16 protein-coding genes and 1 riboswitch are annotated in these 20,104 nt (G+C 74.1%); of the genes, 10 read left to right on the top strand and 6 right to left on the bottom strand.

The features are described from left to right. Nucleotides 1-258 precede the first annotated feature (258 nt). A complete protein-coding gene (locus tag AW27_RS26180) occupies nucleotides 259-1,857 on the bottom strand; it encodes an ABC-F family ATP-binding cassette domain-containing protein (RefSeq protein WP_037930202.1) in 1,599 nt (532 codons plus the stop codon). 230 nt (nucleotides 1,858-2,087) lie between these two features. On the opposite strand from AW27_RS26180, the gene ypfJ reads away from it, so the two are divergent. After that, complete coding sequence (gene ypfJ, locus AW27_RS26175; protein WP_037930199.1) at nucleotides 2,088-2,978, top strand: KPN_02809 family neutral zinc metallopeptidase; 891 nt, start codon at nucleotides 2,088-2,090, stop codon at nucleotides 2,976-2,978. A 62-nt stretch (nucleotides 2,979-3,040) separates the two neighbouring features. Then, on the top strand, nucleotides 3,041-3,436 hold the full coding sequence (locus AW27_RS26170) for a VOC family protein (RefSeq protein WP_037930279.1): 396 nt from the start codon (nucleotides 3,041-3,043) through the stop codon (nucleotides 3,434-3,436). Between the two features lie 67 nt (nucleotides 3,437-3,503). Here AW27_RS26170 and AW27_RS26165 read toward each other — a convergent pair whose 3' ends face one another. Together AW27_RS26165 and AW27_RS26160 are read right to left on the bottom strand one after the other, a co-directional pair. Beyond that, nucleotides 3,504-4,928, bottom strand: a complete 1,425-nt coding sequence (locus AW27_RS26165; protein WP_370466570.1) for a hypothetical protein — start codon at nucleotides 4,926-4,928, stop codon at nucleotides 3,504-3,506. A gap of 117 nt (nucleotides 4,929-5,045) precedes the next feature. Continuing rightward, nucleotides 5,046-6,176 carry an alpha/beta hydrolase gene (locus AW27_RS26160; protein ID WP_037930196.1) on the bottom strand — a complete coding sequence of 377 codons (1,131 nt, stop codon included), beginning with the start codon at nucleotides 6,174-6,176 and terminating at the stop codon, nucleotides 5,046-5,048. Nucleotides 6,177-6,485: 309 nt separating this feature from the next. Between AW27_RS26160 and AW27_RS26155 the strand changes: the two genes are divergently transcribed. The 7 genes from AW27_RS26155 to AW27_RS26125 all read left to right on the top strand — a co-directional run bounded on the left by AW27_RS26155 (nucleotide 6,486) and on the right by AW27_RS26125 (nucleotide 15,158). Then, nucleotides 6,486-7,754 carry an inorganic phosphate transporter gene (locus tag AW27_RS26155; protein WP_037930194.1) on the top strand — a complete coding sequence of 423 codons (1,269 nt, stop codon included), beginning with the start codon at nucleotides 6,486-6,488 and terminating at the stop codon, nucleotides 7,752-7,754. Nucleotides 7,755-7,784: 30 nt separating this feature from the next. Next, on the top strand, nucleotides 7,785-8,006 hold the full coding sequence (locus AW27_RS26150) for a hypothetical protein (RefSeq protein WP_037930191.1): 222 nt from the start codon (nucleotides 7,785-7,787) through the stop codon (nucleotides 8,004-8,006). A 173-nt stretch (nucleotides 8,007-8,179) separates the two neighbouring features. Continuing rightward, a riboswitch (cobalamin riboswitch) is annotated at nucleotides 8,180-8,265 on the top strand. Between the two features lie 58 nt (nucleotides 8,266-8,323). Then, nucleotides 8,324-9,280 carry a cobalamin biosynthesis protein gene (locus tag AW27_RS26145; RefSeq protein ID WP_037930188.1) on the top strand — a complete coding sequence of 319 codons (957 nt, stop codon included), beginning with the start codon at nucleotides 8,324-8,326 and terminating at the stop codon, nucleotides 9,278-9,280. Further along, nucleotides 9,277-10,797 (top strand): cobyric acid synthase, encoded by a 1,521-nt coding sequence (locus tag AW27_RS26140; protein WP_037930185.1) that lies wholly within the window; start codon nucleotides 9,277-9,279, stop codon nucleotides 10,795-10,797. Before AW27_RS26145 ends, AW27_RS26140 begins: the two co-directional genes overlap by 4 nt. 178 nt (nucleotides 10,798-10,975) lie before the next feature. Then, entirely contained in the window at nucleotides 10,976-13,114 is a 2,139-nt protein-coding gene (locus AW27_RS26135; protein WP_037930182.1) for a putative cobaltochelatase, read from the top strand. Beyond that, nucleotides 13,114-13,713, top strand: coding sequence for a cob(I)yrinic acid a,c-diamide adenosyltransferase (gene cobO / locus AW27_RS26130; protein WP_037930179.1), 600 nt, complete (start codon nucleotides 13,114-13,116; stop codon nucleotides 13,711-13,713). The genes AW27_RS26135 and cobO overlap by 1 nt, the downstream gene beginning before the upstream one ends. Continuing rightward, entirely contained in the window at nucleotides 13,707-15,158 is a 1,452-nt protein-coding gene (locus AW27_RS26125; RefSeq protein WP_078557170.1) for a cobyrinic acid a,c-diamide synthase CobB, read from the top strand. Before cobO ends, AW27_RS26125 begins: the two co-directional genes overlap by 7 nt. A gap of 11 nt (nucleotides 15,159-15,169) precedes the next feature. On the opposite strand, the gene AW27_RS26120 is transcribed toward AW27_RS26125, so the two are convergent. Continuing rightward, complete coding sequence (locus AW27_RS26120) at nucleotides 15,170-15,895, bottom strand: ZIP family metal transporter (protein WP_037930176.1); 726 nt, start codon at nucleotides 15,893-15,895, stop codon at nucleotides 15,170-15,172. 98 nt (nucleotides 15,896-15,993) lie between these two features. Here AW27_RS26120 and cobC point away from each other — a divergent pair, with 98 nt between their 5' ends. Further along, nucleotides 15,994-17,445 (top strand): Rv2231c family histidinol phosphate aminotransferase CobC, encoded by a 1,452-nt coding sequence (cobC, locus tag AW27_RS26115; RefSeq protein ID WP_370466707.1) that lies wholly within the window; start codon nucleotides 15,994-15,996, stop codon nucleotides 17,443-17,445. A gap of 334 nt (nucleotides 17,446-17,779) precedes the next feature. Here cobC and AW27_RS26110 read toward each other — a convergent pair whose 3' ends face one another. Together AW27_RS26110 and AW27_RS26105 are read right to left on the bottom strand one after the other, a co-directional pair. Then, a complete protein-coding gene (locus AW27_RS26110; protein ID WP_037930173.1) occupies nucleotides 17,780-18,763 on the bottom strand; it encodes an SCO1860 family LAETG-anchored protein in 984 nt (327 codons plus the stop codon). 223 nt (nucleotides 18,764-18,986) lie between these two features. Further along, nucleotides 18,987-20,090, bottom strand: coding sequence for an amidohydrolase family protein (locus AW27_RS26105; protein WP_037930170.1), 1,104 nt, complete (start codon nucleotides 20,088-20,090; stop codon nucleotides 18,987-18,989). Nucleotides 20,091-20,104: the final 14 nt, after the last annotated feature.

Genomic DNA, 20,104 nt, shown 5'->3' with positions numbered 1-20,104 from the left:
ATCGACTCTTCCGTTGCATGACTTCCGTCACACTTCGCCCGCCGACCGGAAAATCACCAGGTCAGGGGCCGGAGCGCGGAAGCGCGAAGACCCCGGTCACACCCCCGCGAGGGCGCGGCCGGGGCCGTCGTACGACGCGCAACGGTACGAGACCGTCTCACTCAGATGATGGATCACCCCTGAGCCGAATGATCCATAAGGAACTGGATCAGAGCCGGGAGGGCGTCCCGGCGCCTCCCGGCACGTCCGGGGCGGGGGTCAGGCGAGGGCCACCAGGTCCCGGTAGTCCGGTCCCCACAGGTCCTCGACACCGTCCGGGAGCAGGATGATGCGCTCCGGCTCCAGCGCCTCCACGGCGCCCTCGTCGTGCGTGACGAGGATGACCGCGCCCTTGTACGTGCGCAGCGCGCCCAGGATCTCCTCGCGGCTGGCCGGGTCGAGGTTGTTCGTGGGCTCGTCGAGCAGCAGTACGTTCGCCGAGGAGACGACCAGCGTGGCCAGGGCCAGCCGGGTCTTCTCGCCGCCGGAGAGCACGCCCGCGGGCTTGTCGACGTCGTCCCCGGAGAACAGGAAGGAGCCGAGCGTCTTGCGCACGTCGACCAGGTCCAGGTCGGGCGCGGAGGAGCGCATGTTCTCCAGGACCGTGCGGTCCGGGTCCAGCGTCTCGTGCTCCTGGGCGTAGTAGCCGAGCTTGAGGCCGTGGCCGGGCGTGACCTGGCCGGTGTCGGGCTGCTCGGCGCCCGCGAGCAGGCGCAGCAGGGTGGTCTTGCCGGCTCCGTTGAGGCCGAGGATGACCACGCGGGAGCCCTTGTCGATGGCCAGGTCGACGTCGGTGAAGATCTCCAGGGAACCGTAGGACTTCGACAGGCCCTCGGCGGTCAGCGGGGTCTTGCCGCAGGGCGCCGGGTCCGGGAAGCGCAGCTTGGCGACCTTGTCGGAGACGCGGACGGCCTCCAGGCCGGACAGCAGCCGCTCGGCCCGCTTGGCCATGTTCTGCGCGGCGACCGTCTTGGTGGCCTTGGCGCGCATCTTGTCGGCCTGGGAGTTCAGGGCCGCGGCCTTCTTCTCGGCGTTCTGGCGCTCGCGCTTGCGGCGCTTCTCGTCGGCCTCGCGCTGCTGCTGGTAGAGCTTCCAGCCCATGTTGTAGACATCGATCGCGGACCGGTTGGCGTCGAGGTAGAACACCTTGTTCACGACGGTCTCGACGAGGTCGACGTCGTGGGAGATCACGACGAAGCCGCCGCGGTAGTTCTTCAGGTAGTCGCGCAGCCAGACGATCGAGTCGGCGTCGAGGTGGTTGGTCGGCTCGTCGAGGAGCAGGGTGTCGGCGTCCGAGAAGAGGATGCGGGCGAGCTCGACGCGTCGGCGCTGACCGCCGGAGAGGGTGTGCAGGGGCTGGCCGAGGACCCGGTCCGGCAGGCTGAGGGCGGCCGAGATGGTCGCGGCCTCGGACTCGGCGGCGTAGCCGCCCTTGGTGAGGAACTCGGTCTCCTGGCGCTCGTACTGCTTGAGCGCCTTCTCGCGGGTGGCGCCGGATCCGGTGGCGATGCGCTCCTCGTTCATCCGCATCTTCTTGATGAGGACGTCGAGACCGCGGGCGGACAGGATCCGGTCGCGCGCCAGCACGTCGAGGTCACCGGTCCGAGGGTCCTGCGGGAGGTAGCCCACCTCGCCCGAACGGGTGATGGTGCCGCCGGCGGGCTGGCCCTCTCCCGCGAGGCACTTGGTGAGGGTGGTCTTGCCGGCTCCGTTGCGGCCCACCAGGCCGATGCGGTCGCCCTTGGCGATGCGGAAAGAGGCGGACTCGATGAGGACGCGGGCGCCGGCGCGCAGCTCGATGCCGGTGGCGGTGATCACGGAAATACTCCAGGGCGGGTCGGGACGGCGGAAGGGGGCAGGACGCGAGGCTTCGACGCCGCTAATCCGCAAGGAGATTTGCCATGAGAGGCATTCTACCGGGGGTGTGCAACTGGTTTCCGGGGCGGCGGCCGGGCGAGCCGGGGCGCAGGCCGGGGTGAACGGGTCGATACTCGCCGCAGGGGCGGCCGCGCGGCCGCGCCCGCCTCACGGATGGAGGACGGTGCGGGATGCAGTTCGACGACGACGCCGATCTGGACACGTCCGAGGTCAAGGATCTGCGTGGACGTCGCGTCCCGGGCGGGAGGGCCACCATCGGCGGCGGGCTCGTCGGCCTCGTCGCGCTCGTCGTCGCCCTGCTCTTCGGTGTCGGACCGGAGCAGCTGGGGCTGTCCTCCGGGGACGAGGAGCCCGCTCCGGCCGCGTCCTCCGTCAGCCAGGTGCAGCAGGCGTGCCGGACGGGGCGGGACGCGAACGCGCGCGAGGACTGCCGGCTCGTGGCGGTGGTCAACAGCACCCAGGACTTCTGGCGGCAGGAGTTCACGCGCCGCAACGGCCGGTACGCCCCGGCGTCGACGGTCTTCTTCACCGGCCGGGTGAGCACCGCGTGCGGGGCGGCGACCTCGGCCGTGGGCCCGTTCTACTGTCCTGCGGACCGGCAGGTCTATTTGGACCTGGGCTTCTTCGAGGAGCTGCGGACGAAGTTCGGCGCGAGCGGCGGCCCCTTCGCGCAGGCGTACGTGGTGGCCCATGAGTACGGGCACCACATCCAGAACCTGACGGGCACGCTCCAGCGGGCCCAGGACGGGCGACAGGGCGCGGACAGCAACGCGGTCAGGGTCGAACTGCAGGCGGACTGCTACGCGGGCGTGTGGGCGCACCACGCGACGCGGACTCCGGACGAGTCCACGGGGCGGCCCCTGATCACCACGCTGACCGACCGGGACATCAGGGACGGGCTGGACGCGGCGGCCGCGGTCGGCGACGACCGGATCCAGGAGATGTTCCAGGGCCGGGTGACGCCGGAGTCGTGGACGCACGGCTCGTCCGAACAGCGCCAGCAGTGGTTCTACCAGGGCTTCCGGACCGGCGACATGACCCAGTGCAACACCTTCCGCTGAGCGTCGGCGGCGCCTGCCATGCTGTGTGACGCGGGTCACCGTCACGAGAGGGAGTGATCGTCATGGCAGGCGTTCCGTCCATCTGTCCCACGCTGGTCTACCGCGACGCCAAGGCGGCGATCAAGCTGCTGACGGAGGCCTTCGGCTTCAGCCAGGTCGCCGTGTACGAAGGGGACGACGGCGCGGTGGTGCACGCGGAGCTGTCCTACGGCAACGGTGTGGTGATGCTGGGCAGCAAGGGCACCGGCGGGGCCTTCGACAAGGCCATGGAGGGCGCCGGCCCCTCGGGGGTCTACGTCGTGGTCGACGACGTGGACGCCCACCACCGGCGGGCGGTCGAGCACGGCGTGGAGATCGTGATGGGACCCACCGACCAGGACTACGGCTCCCGCGACTACATGGCGCGGGACGGCGAGGGCAACATCTGGAGCTTCGGTACGTACGCGCCGCAGGCCTGAGGGCCGCGGGAGGTACGCGCCGCGGGGTCCGGTCGGGCCCACGGCGCGTACGCGCGTAGCGCGGGAGTCAGGCGCCGCCGGTGTGGACCTGGAAGGCGGCCCGGCGGACCGCCTTGGCCAGGGCCGGGTCCGGATGGGCGGCGGCCAGCGCGACCAGGACCTGCACCGTGCGCGGGTGGCCGACCGCGCGGACCTCGTCCAGCAGCCGGGGGACGGTGGTGCGGACGGCCGAGTCCAGGTGGCGGGCCAGCAGCTCGGCCTCACCGTGGTCGGCGATGGCTGCGGCGGTGTCGACCCAGAGCCAGGTCGACTCCTCCGCGGTGAGCACGTCCTGCGCCTCGTCGGGGTCGATGCCGTCGTGCTCGGCGAGCCAGAGCAGCGCGTACGGGCGCAGCGCGGGCTCGCGCACGGTGGCGCGCACCTCGGGCTCCGCCGGGGCGCCGACCACGCGCAGCGCCTCGAAGGCCAGGCCGCGCAGCAGGGCGTCCTCGCCGCGGGCGGCCTGGAGGAGTTCGGCGACGGCGTGGCCGACGGGGCGGGCGGCGAGCCAGGCCCGGTATTCGGCGCGGGCCGGTCCGGGAGTGAGCCGCGCACAGCCGTGCAGCATGGCTGCGGCGGACTGCTCGATGTTCCCGGCCGGGCTCTGCGCCGCGACGCAGATCTGTTCCAGTTTGACCCAGACGGCCCAGCTGCCGAGCGGAGTGAGGGCGGCCCGGGCGGGTCCGAGGGTGACGGCGTCCACGGCGGCGAGCCCGCCGAGCGCCCAGCGCAGCAGCCGGGCGAGCGGGACGGGGCGTGCTTCGGCGGAGCCGGCCGCGGAGGTCAGTGCCGTCGCGGGCTCGGCCTCGTAGGGGATCTCGCAGCGCTCGTCGCGCAGTTCGGTGACGCGCTGTCCGAGCAGGTCGAGCAGGTCGGGGACGGTCACCGGGCCGGCGGACAGCTGGAGCAGGGAGAGCAGTTGGGGCATGGCCTCGACGACCTCGGCGACGGCCGCGGGGGCGATGTCGGCGGGGGCCGGGTGGACGAGTGACCAGGCGTCGAAGAGCGCGACCCAGCCGCGCAGCACCGCGGTGTCGTCGCGGTCCCAGGCGCGCAGCCGCCAGCCGGGCCGGGCGTGGCCGCCGTGCACCTCGACCAGGCCGGCGAGGCGGGCGCGGTCCCAGCCGACCCGGATCTGGCCGTGCGTCAGGCCCAGCTCGTCGGCGGCGCGTTCGACGTCGGCGGCGGCCAGGGCTCCCGTGGGGGCGGGCCGGCCGCCGTCCACCGCGCCGAGGTTGCGTTCCGCCCAGCGGGTCAGGCGCACGGCGTCCGCGAGTGAGGCCCGGGCCCGGTTCGCGAGGTCGGCGGTGGCCGGGGTACCCGCCGGGGGGCGCGCGGCCGGGCGGGTGCGGCGGTCGGTCACCGCCTTGCGTGCCGCGGCGACGGAGCGCGGGGAGACGAGTCGGAGTCTGGAGTCGCGAGCCAACTGCTCATCAGGCTTTCGGGACGTCACGGAAGCAGTCTCGCCCGTCACTGGCCGAAAGCCCAAACGGAAGCGGCTCCTTCCACCAACTACCCCGGGTGCAGACCGGGACAAGCCGCCCGCAGGGCCCGGCCCGTCACACGGCCTTCACATCAGAGGAGTGAGGAAGCGGCGCAGGGCTTCCTCGTAGCCGGCCGGATCGGCGTTCCACATCGCGCCGTGCCCGGCCTCGCGCACCGTGTGCAGGGTGATCAGGTCGGGGCGGGCGGCGGCGAGCCTTCGGGAGGGCTCCCAGGGGGCGAGCGTGTCGTCCGGGCCGTGGAAGATCAGTACGGGGACCTTCAGCGCTGCGGGGTCGGAGCCCGGTGGGAGGCGGTCGGCACGCAGCCCGGCGCGGCCCTCGGCGGCCCGCACCGCCAGCGGCAGCAGCGCAGCCGGGGTGCGGCGCGCCGCGGCGAGCGCGCGCAGGGTGGTGTGCCAGTCGAGCACGGGCGAGTCCAGCACGAGTCCGGCGATCCGTTCGGCGAGCGCCGACCGCTCGACGGCGTGCAGGGCCATGGTGGCGCCGGTGGACCAGCCGTGCAGGACCACGCGGCGGGCGCCGTAGCGCAGGGCGTAGCGGATGGCAGCGTCCAGGTCCCGCCACTCGGACTCGCCGAGGTGGCCGAGGCCGTCGGGGGGTTCGGGGGCGCCGAGGTCGCCGCGGTAGCCGAGGTCCAGGACGGGCAGCCGGTGGCGGTGCAGGAAGGGCATGACGACCATCGGGTGCTCGCGGCCCGCGCCGAGTCCGTGCACGGTGATCACCCAGGTGTCCCGGGCGGCGGGCACGAACCAGGCGGGCAGCGCGCCGAGCTCGCCGGGGACGTCCACGTCGGCGTGGTCGAGCCCGAGTGCGGTGCGCGGATCGCCGATGTGCACCTGGGGGGTGAGGGTGACCCTGGTGCCGGGGTCCAGGCTGCCGTGGGTGACGGAGAGGAGCCGGCGCACGACGGTGTCCGGGTCGTGGGCCGCGTCCGGGAGCACGGGGCCGACGACGGCGTGCACACCGGGCGCGGCCAGGCCGTACACGCCGGGGCGCAGGGAGGCCAGCGAGCGGGTCAGTGCGATCCTGCCGTCGCCTGCGGAATGGACGCTCAGCCGCGGTCCGCCGGGGAGCGGTACGCCGGGCCGGGGGCGCAGGGCGGCATCGGCGGCGTACCGGCCGGCCGCCACGGCGGCCGCGCCCGCCCCGAGGAGGGTCGTCGTGACGGCCGCTGCCGTCGCTGTCACGGTACGCACCGTTCCAGTGTGGTCGCGCAGAGTCCGGCGAGCCACCGGAGGCACACCTTCCGGGTCTACGCGGGGAGAGTGATCCGGGTCTCATTCCGGGGGCGGCCGGGGTGGCCGCGGGCGCCGTCGGGGACATGCGGAGGGGTTCGTTCACCCGGCTTTGACGTGCATTAATGCTGAAATCAGCGCAACAATCAGGACGAATGTCTCGATCGCGCCCTGTGCCCGTACACCGCTCCGCCGGAGTCAGTTCACCTTCCGTTCATCCAGGTTGCCTACGTTCGCCGAGCCACTGACGCCAAACAGAAGCCTGGGTAAATGGAGCACATAACGCTTCTCCTCGGGATCGTGATCATCACCGCTCTCGTGTTCGACTTCACGAACGGTTTTCACGACACGGCCAACGCGATGGCCACCACCATCTCGACCGGCGCCCTCAAGCCCAAGACCGCGGTGGCCATGTCCGCCGTGCTCAACCTCGTCGGCGCGTTCATGTCCGTGGAGGTCGCCAAGACGATCTCCAAGGGCCTCGTCAACGAGGAAGGCATCCAGCCAGAGGTGATCTTCGCCGCGCTGGTCGGCGCGATCCTCTGGAACCTCGTCACCTGGCTGGTCGGACTCCCGTCCAGTTCCTCCCACGCCCTGATGGGCGGCCTGATCGGTGCCGCGGTCGCCTCCGCCGGCATGGGCGCGGTCAACGGCGGGGTCGTCGTGACCAAGGTCCTCATCCCCGCGATCGCCGCGCCGCTGGTCGCCGGCGTCGCCGCGTACCTGGCCGCCAAGCTCACCTACAAGCTGGGCGACAAGGTCGGCGAGAAGACCTCCGCCAAGGGGTACCGCGCCGGTCAGATCGCCTCCGCCGGTCTGGTCTCCCTCGCGCACGGCACCAACGACGCGCAGAAGACGATGGGCATCATCACGCTGGCCCTCATCGCCGGCGGCGCACTCACGCCCGACGCGAACCCGCCGGTCTGGGTCATCGTCTCCGCCGGCCTGGCCATCGCTCTCGGCACCTACCTGGGCGGCTGGCGCATCATCCGCACCATGGGCAAGGGCCTGACCGACCTGCAGCCGCAGCAGGGCTTCGCCGCCCAGACCTCGGCCGCGTCCGTCATCCTGGCCTCCTCGAACCTGGGCTTCTCGCTCTCCACCACCCACTCGTGCTCCGGTGCGGTCATGGGTGCGGGCCTGGGACGCAAGGGCGGCGTGGTCCGCTGGTCCACCGCGACCCGCATGTTCGTCGCCTGGGGCCTGACCCTGCCGGCCGCCGCGCTGGTCTCCGCCGGTGCCGAGCTCGTCATGCGCGCCGGTGACGTCGGCGTCGCCGCCGTCACCGTCTTCCTGGTCGGCTCCTGCCTGGCCATCTGGCTCATCTCGCGCCGCCAGGTCGTCGACCACCACAACGTCAACGAGGTCGAGCAGGCGGACGCAGAAGAGCCGGGCGTCGTCACCACGGCGATCGCCGCCGTCACCGTCCCGCCCACCGTCGCCGCGGCCGGCACCACCGCCGCGGTCGCGGACGACGACCTCAAGGCCACCATCCCGGCCACGACGCAGACCCCGGCGGCTCCGGCCGCCACGGTCTGACCGAGACAGAGACACAGAGGAATCGGCAGTATGAAGATCGACTGGGAAGCGCTCGGCTCCGTCTTCGGGGTCAGCCTCTTCGCCACCGTCGCCCTCGTGGCCCTCTTCACCCTGGGCCTGGTGGGCCTGTCCAAGCACGAGGCCGCCACCGAACAGGGCGGCACCGCCACCCTGGCCCGCAGCGGCGCGTACCTGTGCTTCGCGCTCGTCGCGGCGGCCGTGACGTACGGGATCTACCTGATCGTCGTCTGATCCCCCGCGCCAGCGCGAGCCAGACGTGAAAGCCCCCTCCGGGTTCGTCCCGGAGGGGGCTTTCCCCAATCCGGCTTTCCCCGCTCCCCGCCCTGCCGCACCGCAGGTCAACGGCGAGTTGACGGGCCTTCCGGGTGCGTGGTGGACTGCCCGAGCCAATACGGCGGCATGGAGAGGAAGTCCGGTGCGAATCCGGCGCGGTCCCGCCACTGTCACCGGAGAGCGCACGCCGCGCGTGCGCCCCGGGAGCCAGGAACTCTCGCCGCCGGACACGTCGAACCAGGGCGCGGACCCTGAGTGAGGACATACCTGCCACCATGCGTGCCGATCGCGTCTTCGCGTACGGCGCCACGGCGGGCCTGATCGGCGACCGGATCCTCGGTGATCCCCGCCGAGGGCACCCCGTGGCCGCCTTCGGACGAGCCGCCGCCGCAGTCGAGCGCTCCCTGTGGCGTGACGACCGCGGCCGGGGCGTCCTGCACACCCTGCTGTGCGCCGGGGGCGCGGCCGCCGTCGGCGCGCTGGGCGCCCGCGTCGTGCGCTCCCGGCCCGCGGCCGCCCGTATCGCCCTGACCGCCGCCGCCACCTGGGCCGTCGTGGGCGGCACCTCGCTGGGCCGTGAGGCCCGTGCCATCGGGGGCGCGCTCGCCGCCGGGGACATCGAAGTGGCCCGTGAGCGCCTGCCCCACCTGTGCGGCCGCGACCCGCAGGCCCTGGACGGGCAGCAGCTGGCCCGGGCCGTGGTGGAGTCCGTGGCCGAGAACACCTCCGACGCCGTGGTCGGGGCCCTGGTGTGGGGCGCCGCCGCCGGAGTCCCCGGACTGCTGGCGTTCCGCGCCGTCAACACGCTGGACGCGATGGTCGGCCACAAGTCCCCCCGCCACCTGCGCTACGGCTGGGCCTCCGCCCGCCTCGACGACCTCGCCGGCTGGCCCGGCGCCCGGCTGACCGCCCTGGCCGCCGTGGTGGCCGGCCCCGACCGGCGCGGAGCCGTGCGCGCCTGGCGCGCGGACGCCGCCGCGCACCCGAGCCCGAACGCCGGTCCCGTCGAGGCCTCCTTCGCCGGGGCGCTCGGCGTCAGACTGGGCGGGACCCTGGCCTACGGCGGCCGGGTCGAGCACCGGGCCGTCCTGAACGGCGGGGCCGGGCGCCCGGTGGAGGTCGCGGACATCGAACGGGCGGTACGGCTGTCGCGACAGGTGACGTGGCTGGCCCTGGGCGCCTGCGTGGCCGCCCGGACGCTGGCGGCACGAGTACGAGGGGGACGCGCATGAGCGGCGCGCAGCGCGGCGGCGGACTGCTGGTCGCCGGTACGACGTCCGACGCGGGCAAGAGCGTGGTCACGGCAGGCATCTGCCGCTGGCTGGCCCGGCAGGGCGTGAAGGTGGCGCCCTTCAAGGCGCAGAACATGTCGCTGAACTCCTTCGTCACCCGGGAGGGCGCCGAGATCGGGCGCGCCCAGGCGATGCAGGCCCAGGCGGCCCGGGTGGAGCCGACCGCGCTGATGAACCCGGTGCTCCTCAAGCCCGGCAGCGACCGCAGCAGCCAGGTGGTGCTGCTGGGGAAGCCGGTGGGCGAGATGAGCGCCCGCGGCTACCACGGCGGGCGGCAGGAGCAGCTGCTCGGCATCGTCACGGACTGTCTGGAGCAGCTTCGGGGCACGTATGACGCCGTGATCTGCGAGGGGGCCGGTAGCCCGGCGGAGATCAACCTGCGCCGGACCGACATCGTGAACATGGGCATCGCGCGGGCCGCGCGCTTCCCGGTGGTCGTGGTCGGCGACATCGACCGCGGCGGGGTCTTCGCGTCCTTCTTCGGGACAACGGCGCTGCTCTCCCCCGAGGACCAGACGTTGATCGCCGGATACCTGGTCAACAAGTTCCGCGGCGATGTGTCGCTGCTGGAGCCGGGCATGGAGATGCTCCGCGGGCTGACCGGCCGGGCGACCTACGGTGTGCTGCCCTTCCGGCACGGGCTGGGCATCGACGAGGAGGACGGCCTGCGCGTCTCGCTGCGGGGCGCGGTCCGCGAGTCCGTGGTGGCACCGCCCGTGGGCGAGGACGTGCTGCGGGTCGCCGTCTGCGCGGTGCCGCTGATGTCGAACTTCACGGACGTCGACGCGCTCGCCGCCGAGCCGGGGGTCGTGGTGCGCTTCGTGGACCGCGCCGAGGAACTGGCCGACGCCGACCTGGTCGTCGTCCCGGGCACCCGGGGCACGGTGAAGGCTTTGGCGTGGCTGCGTGCACGCGGACTGGCGGACGCGCTGGTCCGGCGGGCCGCCGAGGGCCGCCCGGTGCTGGGCATCTGCGGCGGTTTCCAGGCCCTGGGCGAGCGCATCGAGGACGACGTGGAGTCGAAGGCCGGCTCGGTGGAGGGCCTCGGGCTGCTTCCGGTGCGCGTCCGCTTCGAGCGCGAGAAGACCCTGGCCCGGCCCACCGGAACCGCGCTCGGCGAGCCGGTGGACGGGTACGAGATCCACCACGGGGTGGCCGAGGTCCTGGGTGGGGAAGCGTTCCTGGACGGATGCCGGGTGGGGGCGGTGTGGGGCACGCACTGGCACGGCTCGCTGGAGTCGGACGGCTTCCGCCGGGCGTTCCTGCGCGAGGTGGCGGCGGCCGCCGGACGGCGGTTCGTACCGGCCCCGGACACCTCCTTCGCCGCGCTGCGCGAGGAACAGCTCGACCTGTTGGGCGACCTGATCGAGGAGCACGCCGACACCCGTGCACTGCTGGACCTGATCGAAGCGGGCGCGCCGGCGGGCCTCCCCTTCCTCCCGCCGGGCGCCCCGTGACCGGCGGGGCCCCGCGGCCGCCGAGGAGCGGAGTGCGCAACGGAGCCCCGGTGCAGGGACGGAGGACCTACGGGGGACGGTCCCGCACGGCTGCGGCCCGCCCACGGCCCGCGGCCGCCCCGCACCTCCGCGCCGGCACCTGCACGCAGACACACATCCGCCCAGAGAAAGGCATCGCATGAGCACGCCCTACCCGTTCACCGCGGTCGTCGGCCAGACCGACCTGCGGCTGGCGCTCCTGCTGAACGCCGTGAGCCCGGCGGTCGGCGGTGTGCTCGTACGCGGCGAAAAGGGGACCGCCAAGTCCACCGCCGTGCGCGCGCTGTCGGCACTGCTGCCGGCCGTGGACGTCGTGCCCGGCTGCCGGTTCTCGTGCGCGCCCGTCGCACCCGACCCGGACTGCCCCGACGGCCCGCACGGCACCGGCCCCGGCGGCGCCCGCCCGGCCCGCATGGTGGAGCTGCCCGTCGGCGCCTCCGAGGACCGACTCGTCGGCGCCCTCGACATCGAGCGGGCCCTCGCCGAGGGCGTGAAGGCCTTCGAGCCCGGCCTGCTCGCCGACGCCCACCGCGGGATCCTGTACGTGGACGAGGTCAACCTCCTCCACGACCACTTGATCGACCTGCTGCTGGACGCCGCCGCGATGGGCGCCTCGTACGTGGAGCGCGAGGGTGTCTCCGTCCGGCACGCGGCCCGGTTCCTGCTCGTCGGCACCATGAACCCGGAGGAGGGCGAGCTGCGGCCGCAGCTCCTCGACCGCTTCGGACTGACCGTGGAGGTCGCCGCCTCCCGCGAGCCCGCCCAGCGGGTGGAGGTCGTCCGCCGACGGCTCGCCTACGAGGACGATCCCGCGGGCTTCGCCGCCCGCTGGTCGGGGGACGAGGAGCAGGTCCGCGCCCGGGTCACCGCCGCGCGGGCACTGCTGCCGCAGGTCCGCCTGGGGGACAACGCGCTCCTGCAGATCGCCGCGACCTGCGCCGGCTTCGAGGTCGACGGCATGCGGGCCGACATCGTGATGGCGAGGACCGCGACCGCACTGGCGGCCTGGGCGGGGCGGACGGCCGTACTCAAGGAGGACATACGGCAGGCCGCCCTGCTCGCCCTCCCCCACCGGCGGCGCCGCAACCCCTTCGACGCACCGGGCCTGGACGAGGACAGGCTGGACGAGATCCTCGACCAGTTCCCCGACGAGGACCCCCAGGACGACCCGGATCCGGATCCGGAGCCGGAGCCGGAGCCGGAGCCGGAACCCGGCCCGGACGGCGGCCCGGAGAACCCGCAGGGCCCGGACGACGGCGGCGGCCCCGACGGTGGCGGAGTTCCCCCGCAGGGCGGCGGTCCCCAGGACGCCCAGCCCCCGGCGCAGCAGCCCGCCGAGGCCCCCGCGGCCCCACCGGAGGCCGCCCCGCAGCCTCCCGCCGGGGAGGCCGGCGGGCCCGAGCAGGCCGCCGTACGCGCTGCCGAGCCGTTCCGGACCAGGATGCTGAGCGTCCCGGGGCTCGGGGAGGGCGCCGCCGGGCGGCGTTCGCGCGCCCGTACCGCCCACGGTCGGACCACCGGCGCCCAGCGCCCACGCGGGCAGCTCACGAAGCTGCACCTGGCGGCCACCGTGCACGCGGCCGCCCCGCACCAGAAGGCGCGCGGCCGTTCCGGGCGCGGCCTGCTGATCCGCAAGGACGACCTGCGGCAGGCCACCCGCGAGGGCCGCGAGGGCAACCTCGTCCTCTTCGTGGTCGACGCCTCCGGTTCCATGGCCGCCCGGCAGCGGATGAGCGCGGTCAAGGGCGCCGTGCTGTCGCTGCTGCTCGACGCCTACCAGCGCCGGGACAAGGTCGGCCTGGTCACCTTCCGCGGCGCCGCCGCGGAGTTGGCGCTGCCGCCCACCTCCTCGGTGGACGCGGCCGCCGCCCGGCTGGAGAAGCTGCCCACCGGCGGCCGGACCCCGCTGGGGCCCGGACTGCTGAAGGCCCACGAGGTGCTGCGGATCGAGCGGCTGCGGGATCCCAGCCGCAGGCCGCTGCTGGTCGTGGTCACCGACGGGCGGGCCACCTCGGCCGGTTCCGCCGGCGGCGACCCGCGCGAGCTGACGGCGCGCAGTGCCCGCCTGCTGGCCGCCGACGGGGTCGCCTCCGTCGTCGTGGACTGCGAGTCGGGGCCGGTCCGGCTGGGACTGGCCGGGGCGCTGGCCGCCGAACTCGGCGGGCCGGCCGTCACCCTCGACGGGCTGCGGGCCGACTCGTTGGCCGGGCTCGTGAAGGACGTACGTACCGCAGTGACAACTCCCGCTTCCCCCAACACCACCAGGAGGGCCGCGTAATGCCGCAGGGACAGCCGTCCGTCGTTCCCGACGACGGACTCACCACCCGCCAGCGCCGCAACCGCCCGCTCGTCTTCGTCCACACCGGCCCCGGCAAGGGCAAGTCCACGGCGGCCTTCGGGCTGGCGCTGCGCGCCTGGAACCAGGGCTGGCCGATCGGGGTGTTCCAGTTCGTGAAGTCGGCGAAGTGGAAGGTCGGCGAGGAGAACGCGCTGAAGGTCCTCGGCGCCTCCGGCGAGGGCGGCACCGTCGTCTGGCACAAGATGGGCGAGGGCTGGTCCTGGGTGCAGCGGGACGCGCAGCTCGACAACGAGCAGGCGGCCAAGGAGGGCTGGGAGCAGGTCAAGCGGGATCTGGCCGCCGAGACGCACAAGCTGTACGTGCTCGACGAGTTCGCGTACCCGATGCACTGGGGCTGGATCGACGTCGACGAGGTCATCGAGGTGCTGCGGAACCGCCCCGGCGCCCAGCACGTGGTGATCACGGGCCGCAACGCGCCGGAGAAGCTGGTGGAGTTCGCGGACCTCGTCACCGAAATGACGAAGGTCAAGCACCCGATGGACGCCGGCCAGAAGGGCCAGAAGGGCATCGAGTGGTGATCCCGTCCGACATCCCCCGGCTGGTCGTCGCCGCGCCGTCGTCCGGCAGCGGCAAGACCACCGTGGCCACGGGCCTGATGGCGGCCTTCGCGGAGCGCGGCCTCGCCGTGTCCCCGCACAAGGCCGGGCCCGACTACATCGACCCCGGGTACCACGCGCTGGCCACCGGGCGGCCGGGACGCAACCTCGACGCCTTCATGTGCGGGCCGGAGCTGGTCGCTCCGCTGTTCGCGCACGGGGCGGCCGGGTGCGACCTGGCCGTGGTCGAGGGAGTGATGGGGCTCTACGACGGGGCCGCGGGCCGGGGCGAGCTGGCGTCGACGGCGCAGGTGGCGAAGCTGCTGCGGGCGCCGGTGGTGCTGGTGGTCGACGCCTCCTCGCAGTCGCGGTCGGTGGCGGCGCTGGTGCACGGCTTCGCGTCCTTCGACCCGCAGGTGCGCCTCGGCGGGGTGATCCTCAACAAGGTCGGCTCCGACCGCCACGAGGTGATGCTGCGGGAGGCCCTGGAGGAGGCGGGCATGCCGGTGCTCGGCGTCCTGCGGCGGGCTCCTCAGGTGGCCACGCCCTCGCGCCACCTGGGGTTGGTGCCGGTGGCCGAGCGGCGCGCCGAGGCGCTGGCCGCCGTGGCCGCACTCGCCGAGCAGGTCCGAGCGGGCTGCGACCTGGACGCGCTGATGGCGCTGGCGCGGACGGCCCCGCCGCTGTCCTGCGCCCCGTGGTCGGCGGCGGGGCCTTCCGAGCCGGCACCGGTGTCCGCCCGGGGGGACACCGCTCCGGGCCCCAGGAGCGACGCCGGGCGGTACGGCCGCCCCGTCGTCGCCGTCGCCGGCGGGCCCGCGTTCACGTTCTCCTACGCCGAGCACACGGAGCTCCTGCGGGCGGCGGGCGCGGAGGTCGTCACCTTCGACCCGCTGCGGGACGAGGCCCTGCCCGAGGGGACCGGCGGCCTGGTGATCGGCGGCGGCTTCCCCGAGGTGTACGCGCCCGAGCTGTCCGCCAACCAGGCGCTGCGCGAGGCCGTCTCCGCGTTCGCCGCGGCCGGCGGTCCGGTGGCGGCCGAGTGCGCCGGGCTGCTGTACCTGGCCCGGTCGCTGGACGGGAAGCCCATGTGCGGGGTGCTCGACGCGGACGCGCGGATGTCGGAGCGGCTGACCCTCGGCTACCGCGAGGCGGTGGCGGTGTCCGACAGCTCGCTCGCGGCGGCCGGTACCCGGCTGCGCGGGCACGAGTTCCACCGGACGGTCGTCGAGCCGGGCGCCGGGGAGACTCCCGCATGGGGGCTGACGCACCCGGAGCGCCGCGTCGAGGGCTTCGTGCAGGGCGGTGTGCACGCCAGCTATCTGCACACGCACTGGGCGGCGGAGCCGTCCGTGGCCCGCCGTTTCGCCGGGGCCGCGGCCGCGTGGACCGCGACCGTGCGGGAAGCCGCGGCAGCACGGCCGTGAACCCTGCCGGCTCACTCCGCGATGCCCACCACGAGCCAGATCCCGGCCACCCCGCCCACCGTGCACATCAGCGTGGACAGGGCGGGGTGCTCGTGGTGCGCCTCGGGCAGGATCTCGGCGGCCGCGAGGTACAGCAGGAGGCCTCCGAAGAACCCGAGGTACGCGCCGAGGGGTTCCTCCGGAAGGGTGAACAGCAGTGTGGACGCGGCGCCCGCGACGGGTGCGACGGCGTCCGCGAAGAGCATCATCAGGGCCTTGCGGCGGTCGTTCCCGTAGAGGCTGGTGAGGGTGTAGGTGTTGAACCCGTCGGCGAAGTCGTGGGTGATCACGGCGAGTGCCACGGCCACCCCCATCCCGCCACCGACCTGGAAGGCCGCGCCCAGCGCCACCCCGTCGGCGAGGCTGTGGCCGACCATCGCGGCGGCCGCGGTGAGCCCCACCTGCGGGACGCGCCCGCCGTTGTCGGCGCCGTGCGCGGCCCGGCGCACGGCCAGCAGGCGTTCGACGACGTGGGCGACCAGGAAGCCGGCCACGAAGAGCAGCAGGGCGAGCGGGACGCCGAAGACCTCCCGGCCGGCCGCGTGCAGGGCTTCGGGGAGCAGGTCGAGGCCGACGACGCCGAGCATCAGTCCGCCGGCCAGGCCCAGCACGAGGTGGCGGCGGTCGGTGACGCGCTGCGCCGTCCAACCGCCCAACAGGGTCATCAGGAACGCGCCCAACGCCACGATCACGGCCATGTGCCCCTGAATACAGACTCCGCGGCCCGCGCGCACGTCCGCGCGCGGGTGGCGGGTGTCGCGGTGTTGACGATGGACGGGTGTCCGGTGAGGTGCCGGTGACCGTGACGACGGAGGGAGGCCCCGCGGTGGGCGAGTACACGACGCGGCTGGTGGTCGGGGTCGGTGGCCGTGCGGGGGTCTCCGTGGAGGAGGTCTGCGCACTGGTCGAGGAGACGCTGCGGGGCGCCGGGCTGGCCGAGGCGGCCGTGACGGCGCTGGCCACCGTGGACTCGAAGGCGGCCGAGGCGGGGATCACCGGTGCGGCGGAACGTTTCGGCGTGCCCGTTCTGGGCTATCCCGCGGCCCGCCTGGCCGCCGTCACCGTCCCGCACCCCTCGGAGGCGGTGCGGGACGCGACCGGGACCCCCTCGGTGGCGGAGGCCGCCGCCCTCGTCGCGGGCGGAGAACTCCTCGTACCCAAGCGGCGTTCGCTGTCGGCGACCTGCGCGGTGGCCACGGCCGAAGCGCACGACCTGCGCCACCACGGGGACGCCGAGGTGGCGGACGCGGGCTCCGCGCTGGAGGACCTCGCGGTCAACGTACGGGCGCACACGCCGCCGGAGTGGCTCAAGCGGCGGATCGCCGCCTCCCTCGGGGACCTCGCCGCGTACCCCGACGGGCGGGCCGCCCGCGCGGCAGTGGCGGCGCGGCACGGGCTGCCGGTCGAGCGGGTGCTGCTGACGGCGGGGGCCGCGGAGGCCTTCGTGCTGATCGCGCGGGCCCTGGGCGCCCGGCGGCCGGTCGTGGTGCATCCTCAGTTCACCGAGCCCGAGGCGGCCCTGCGGGATGCCGGCCACCGGGTCGAGCGGGTGGTGCTGCGGGCCTCGGACGGGTTCCGGCTCGATCCGGCAGCGGTGCCGCAGGACGCGGACCTGGTGGTCGTCGGCAATCCGACCAACCCGACGTCCGTGCTGCACCCAGCGGCGGCCCTGGCCCAACTGGCCCGTCCGGGCCGGGTCCTGGTGGTGGACGAGGCGTTCATGGACGCCGTCCCGGGCGAGCGTGAGGCCCTCGCGGGCCGGACGGACCTGCCGGGGCTGGTCGTGCTGCGGAGCCTGACGAAGACGTGGGGTCTGGCGGGGCTGCGGATCGGTTACGTGCTGGCCGAGCCCGAGGTGATCGCGAAGCTGGCGGCCGCGCAGCCGCTCTGGCCGGTGTCGACGCCCGCTCTGGTGGCGGCCGAGGCCTGCGTGGCTCCGGCCGCGCTGACCGAGGCGGAGGAGGCCGCACGGCGGATCGCCGTGGACCGGGCCCATCTGTTGGCCGGGCTCGCGGAGTTCGACGAGGTGAAGGTGGCGGGCGTGGCGGAGGGGCCGTTCGTTCTGATCCAGCTGGCGGACGGTGCGGAGGTCCGCACCCGGCTGCGGGCCCTGGGCTTCGCCGTGCGGCGCGGGGACACCTTCCCCGGACTGGACCGGACCTGGCTCCGGCTGGCGGTGCGCGACCGGGCGACGACGGGCCGCCTGCTGCAGGCCCTGGACCGGGCCCTGGCCCTGACCTCCCGCTGACCTCCCGCTTCTCCGGGGGCGGACCGTCCGGGCCGCTGGGAGGTGATGCGGGCCGACTGCCTCACGCATCACTCGGACACGGGGCCGCCGTTCGCGTCCTCTGCGCCTCCTGCGCGGCCCTCGACGGGGCGCTTCCCGCCGCCGGGCGCGACGCGTACGCGCGGATCGACCGGCAGGTCACCGAGGCCGTGACGGCGCGGGGCGCGGGGGGCAGGATCTGGCCCACGCCACCCGTTGAGCACTCCCCTCCGATGTGCTCGCCGGGTGGCGCGGTCCCGTACCCCGGCCACACCGTGCGGCGGGCCGGGACACGGACCGGGGTCGCCCGGCAGTTCTACTGGGTCCTGCTCCGGCGGGTCAGGAAGAGCGCACCGCCGCCGAGCGCCAGCAGGGTCAGCGCGCCGCCCGTGATGTAGGGGGTGAGCGAACCGCCGCCGGTCTCGGCCAGGTTGGCATCGGTGGTGGCGCCCGAACCGCTGCCGCCGGAACCGGCGGTGGTACCCGAACCTCCCGTGGTGCCACCGGTGTTCGTCCCGGTCTGGGTCTTGATGTCGGGCTGCTCGGGCTGCTCGGGCTGCTTGGGCTCCTTCGCCGTCGTGGCCGCGCCCTTCGGGGACTCGCAGTGCGCCTCGGCCAGCACGATCTCGCCGTCCACCTGCGCCACGTTCAGGTTCAGCGGGTTCACGGCCACCTTCAGCCGGAGTGCGGCGGCGGCGGCCGTGGTGGAGGTGGTCTCGGTGCCGGACAGCTCCAGGCTGACCATGCCGACCCCCGGGACTTCGACCTTGGTGGGGCCGCCCGCCGACAGGGTGACCCTCTTGCCGAGCGCGGTCACCGTGCCCAGGACGTTCGCGCTGGCCACGGGCTTCTTCCCGGCTTCACAGACGGCCTTGGAGGTGACCTTCTCCACCTCGATCAGCGAGAGCAGCGGCAGCCCGGGCACGTGCACACGGGCCTTGGCCAGGTTCGCCTCGGCCTCCGCCTTCTTCTTGTCCGCGGTGGCCCTGGAGGTGGCGACGTCCGCGCGCAGGACACTGACCGGCTTGTTCCCCTCGACCCCGTCCAGGGTGACGGTCAGCGCCGTCTTCTCCGCCTTCGCCGGGGCGCTGACCTCGTTGAGGGTGGCCTTCAGCGGGACGTCGACGGTCTTGTTGAGCAGGCCCACGTCCAGTCCGGTGCGCAGGACGACCGCGCCGGACCTGCCCTCTCCGCCGGCGGGGGTTCCTCCCGTGGCGGAGGCGGGCGGTGCGGTGAGCAGAGCGACCGCTCCCGTGGCGAGCAGAACGGCCGCGGGCATGCGGAAGGTGTTGCTGTTCAAGGTGGTGGAACCCCCGGGGAGTTGGGTGCCGTCGCGCGGCCAATGGGGGACATCGCACGCGCCGACGGCTTCGACCCTGGGAATCCTTACTCAATGTGGGTGACGGGGCAGCTACCTGAGGTCACTTCACCCCAAAGGGTGGTTTCCGTGCGGGGTTTCGATTTGCGGCCCCGCTCACCGCGTTACTCCCCGCACCCCCACGACTCCGCTCCTGGCACCGCGTTCAGGCCCTGACCCTGCCGTCGACGACCACCCGTCGAGGCTGCGCCAGGACGGCCACGTCGGCCCGCGGATCGCTGTCGTAGACCACCAGGTCCGCCGGTGCGCCCTCGGTGAGCCCCGGCCTGCCGAGCCACTCGCGGGCCGCCCAGGCCGTCGCCGAGAGGGCGTCCAGTGCCGGGATCCCGGCCTTCACCAGTTCGGCGACCTCCGCCGCGACCAGTCCGTGCGGCAGCGACCCGCCGGCGTCGGTGCCGACGAAGACCCGGACGCCCGCGTCATAGGCGGCCCGGACGGTGTCGTAGCGCCGCTCGTGAAGCCGCCGCATGTGCGCCGACCAGCGCGGGAACTTCGCGTCGCCGCCCGCCGCCAGCTTGGGGAAGGTCGCGATGTTGACGAGGGTGGGGACGATGGCGACCCCGCGTTCCGCGAACAGCGGGATGGTGTCCTCGGTGAGGCCGGTGGCGTGCTCGATGCAGTCGATGCCCGCCTCGACGAGGTCGCGCAGCGAGTCCTCGGCGAAGCAGTGCGCGGTGACCCGGGCGCCCAGCCGGTGCGCCTCGGCGATGGCCGCCTCGACCTCGGCGCGCGGCCAGCAGGCCGTCAGGTCGCCGGCGTCGCGGTCGATCCAGTCGCCGACCAGCTTCACCCAGCCGTCGCCGCGCCGCGCCTCGCGGCCGACGTACTCGACGAGGTCGGCCGGCTCGATTTCGTGGGCGTAGTTGCGGATGTAGCGGCGGGTGCGCGCGATGTGCCGGCCCGCCCGGATGATCTTCGGGAGGTCCTCGCGGTCGTCGATCCAGCGGGTGTCGGAGGGCGATCCGGCGTCGCGGATCAGGAGGGTGCCCGCGTCGCGGTCGGTGAGGGCCTGGTGTTCGGCCGTGGCGGCGTCGACCGGACCGTGGGCGTCCAGCCCCACGTGGCAGTGCGCGTCGACCAGGCCGGGCAGGACCCAGCCGGTCACGGTGGTGACCTCGCGGGCGCCGGGCGGGCGCTCGTAGGAGACGCGCCCGCCGACCACCCAGAGCTCGTCGCGGACCTCGTCGGGCCCGACCAGCACCCGCCCCTTCACGTGCAGCACGTCGCTCACATCGCTCACATCGCTCATGGCGGCACTGTACG

This window comes from Streptomyces sp. PCS3-D2 (assembly GCF_000612545.2).
GTDB lineage: Bacteria > Actinomycetota > Actinomycetes > Streptomycetales > Streptomycetaceae > Streptomyces.
This window is presented reverse-complemented; position numbering and strand designations above follow the sequence as displayed.

Coding starts and splice junctions, on each gene's coding strand:
- ypfJ (WP_037930199.1), top strand. CDS start 2,088: ATGCAGTTCGACGACGACGCCGATCTGGACACGTCCGAGGTCAAGGAT.
- AW27_RS26170 (WP_037930279.1), top strand. CDS start 3,041: ATGGCAGGCGTTCCGTCCATCTGTCCCACGCTGGTCTACCGCGACGCC.
- AW27_RS26155 (WP_037930194.1), top strand. CDS start 6,486: ATGGAGCACATAACGCTTCTCCTCGGGATCGTGATCATCACCGCTCTC.
- AW27_RS26150 (WP_037930191.1), top strand. CDS start 7,785: ATGAAGATCGACTGGGAAGCGCTCGGCTCCGTCTTCGGGGTCAGCCTC.
- AW27_RS26145 (WP_037930188.1), top strand. CDS start 8,324: ATGCGTGCCGATCGCGTCTTCGCGTACGGCGCCACGGCGGGCCTGATC.
- AW27_RS26140 (WP_037930185.1), top strand. CDS start 9,277: ATGAGCGGCGCGCAGCGCGGCGGCGGACTGCTGGTCGCCGGTACGACG.
- AW27_RS26135 (WP_037930182.1), top strand. CDS start 10,976: ATGAGCACGCCCTACCCGTTCACCGCGGTCGTCGGCCAGACCGACCTG.
- cobO (WP_037930179.1), top strand. CDS start 13,114: ATGCCGCAGGGACAGCCGTCCGTCGTTCCCGACGACGGACTCACCACC.
- AW27_RS26120 (WP_037930176.1), bottom strand. CDS start 15,895: ATGGCCGTGATCGTGGCGTTGGGCGCGTTCCTGATGACCCTGTTGGGC.
- AW27_RS26105 (WP_037930170.1), bottom strand. CDS start 20,090: ATGAGCGATGTGAGCGATGTGAGCGACGTGCTGCACGTGAAGGGGCGG.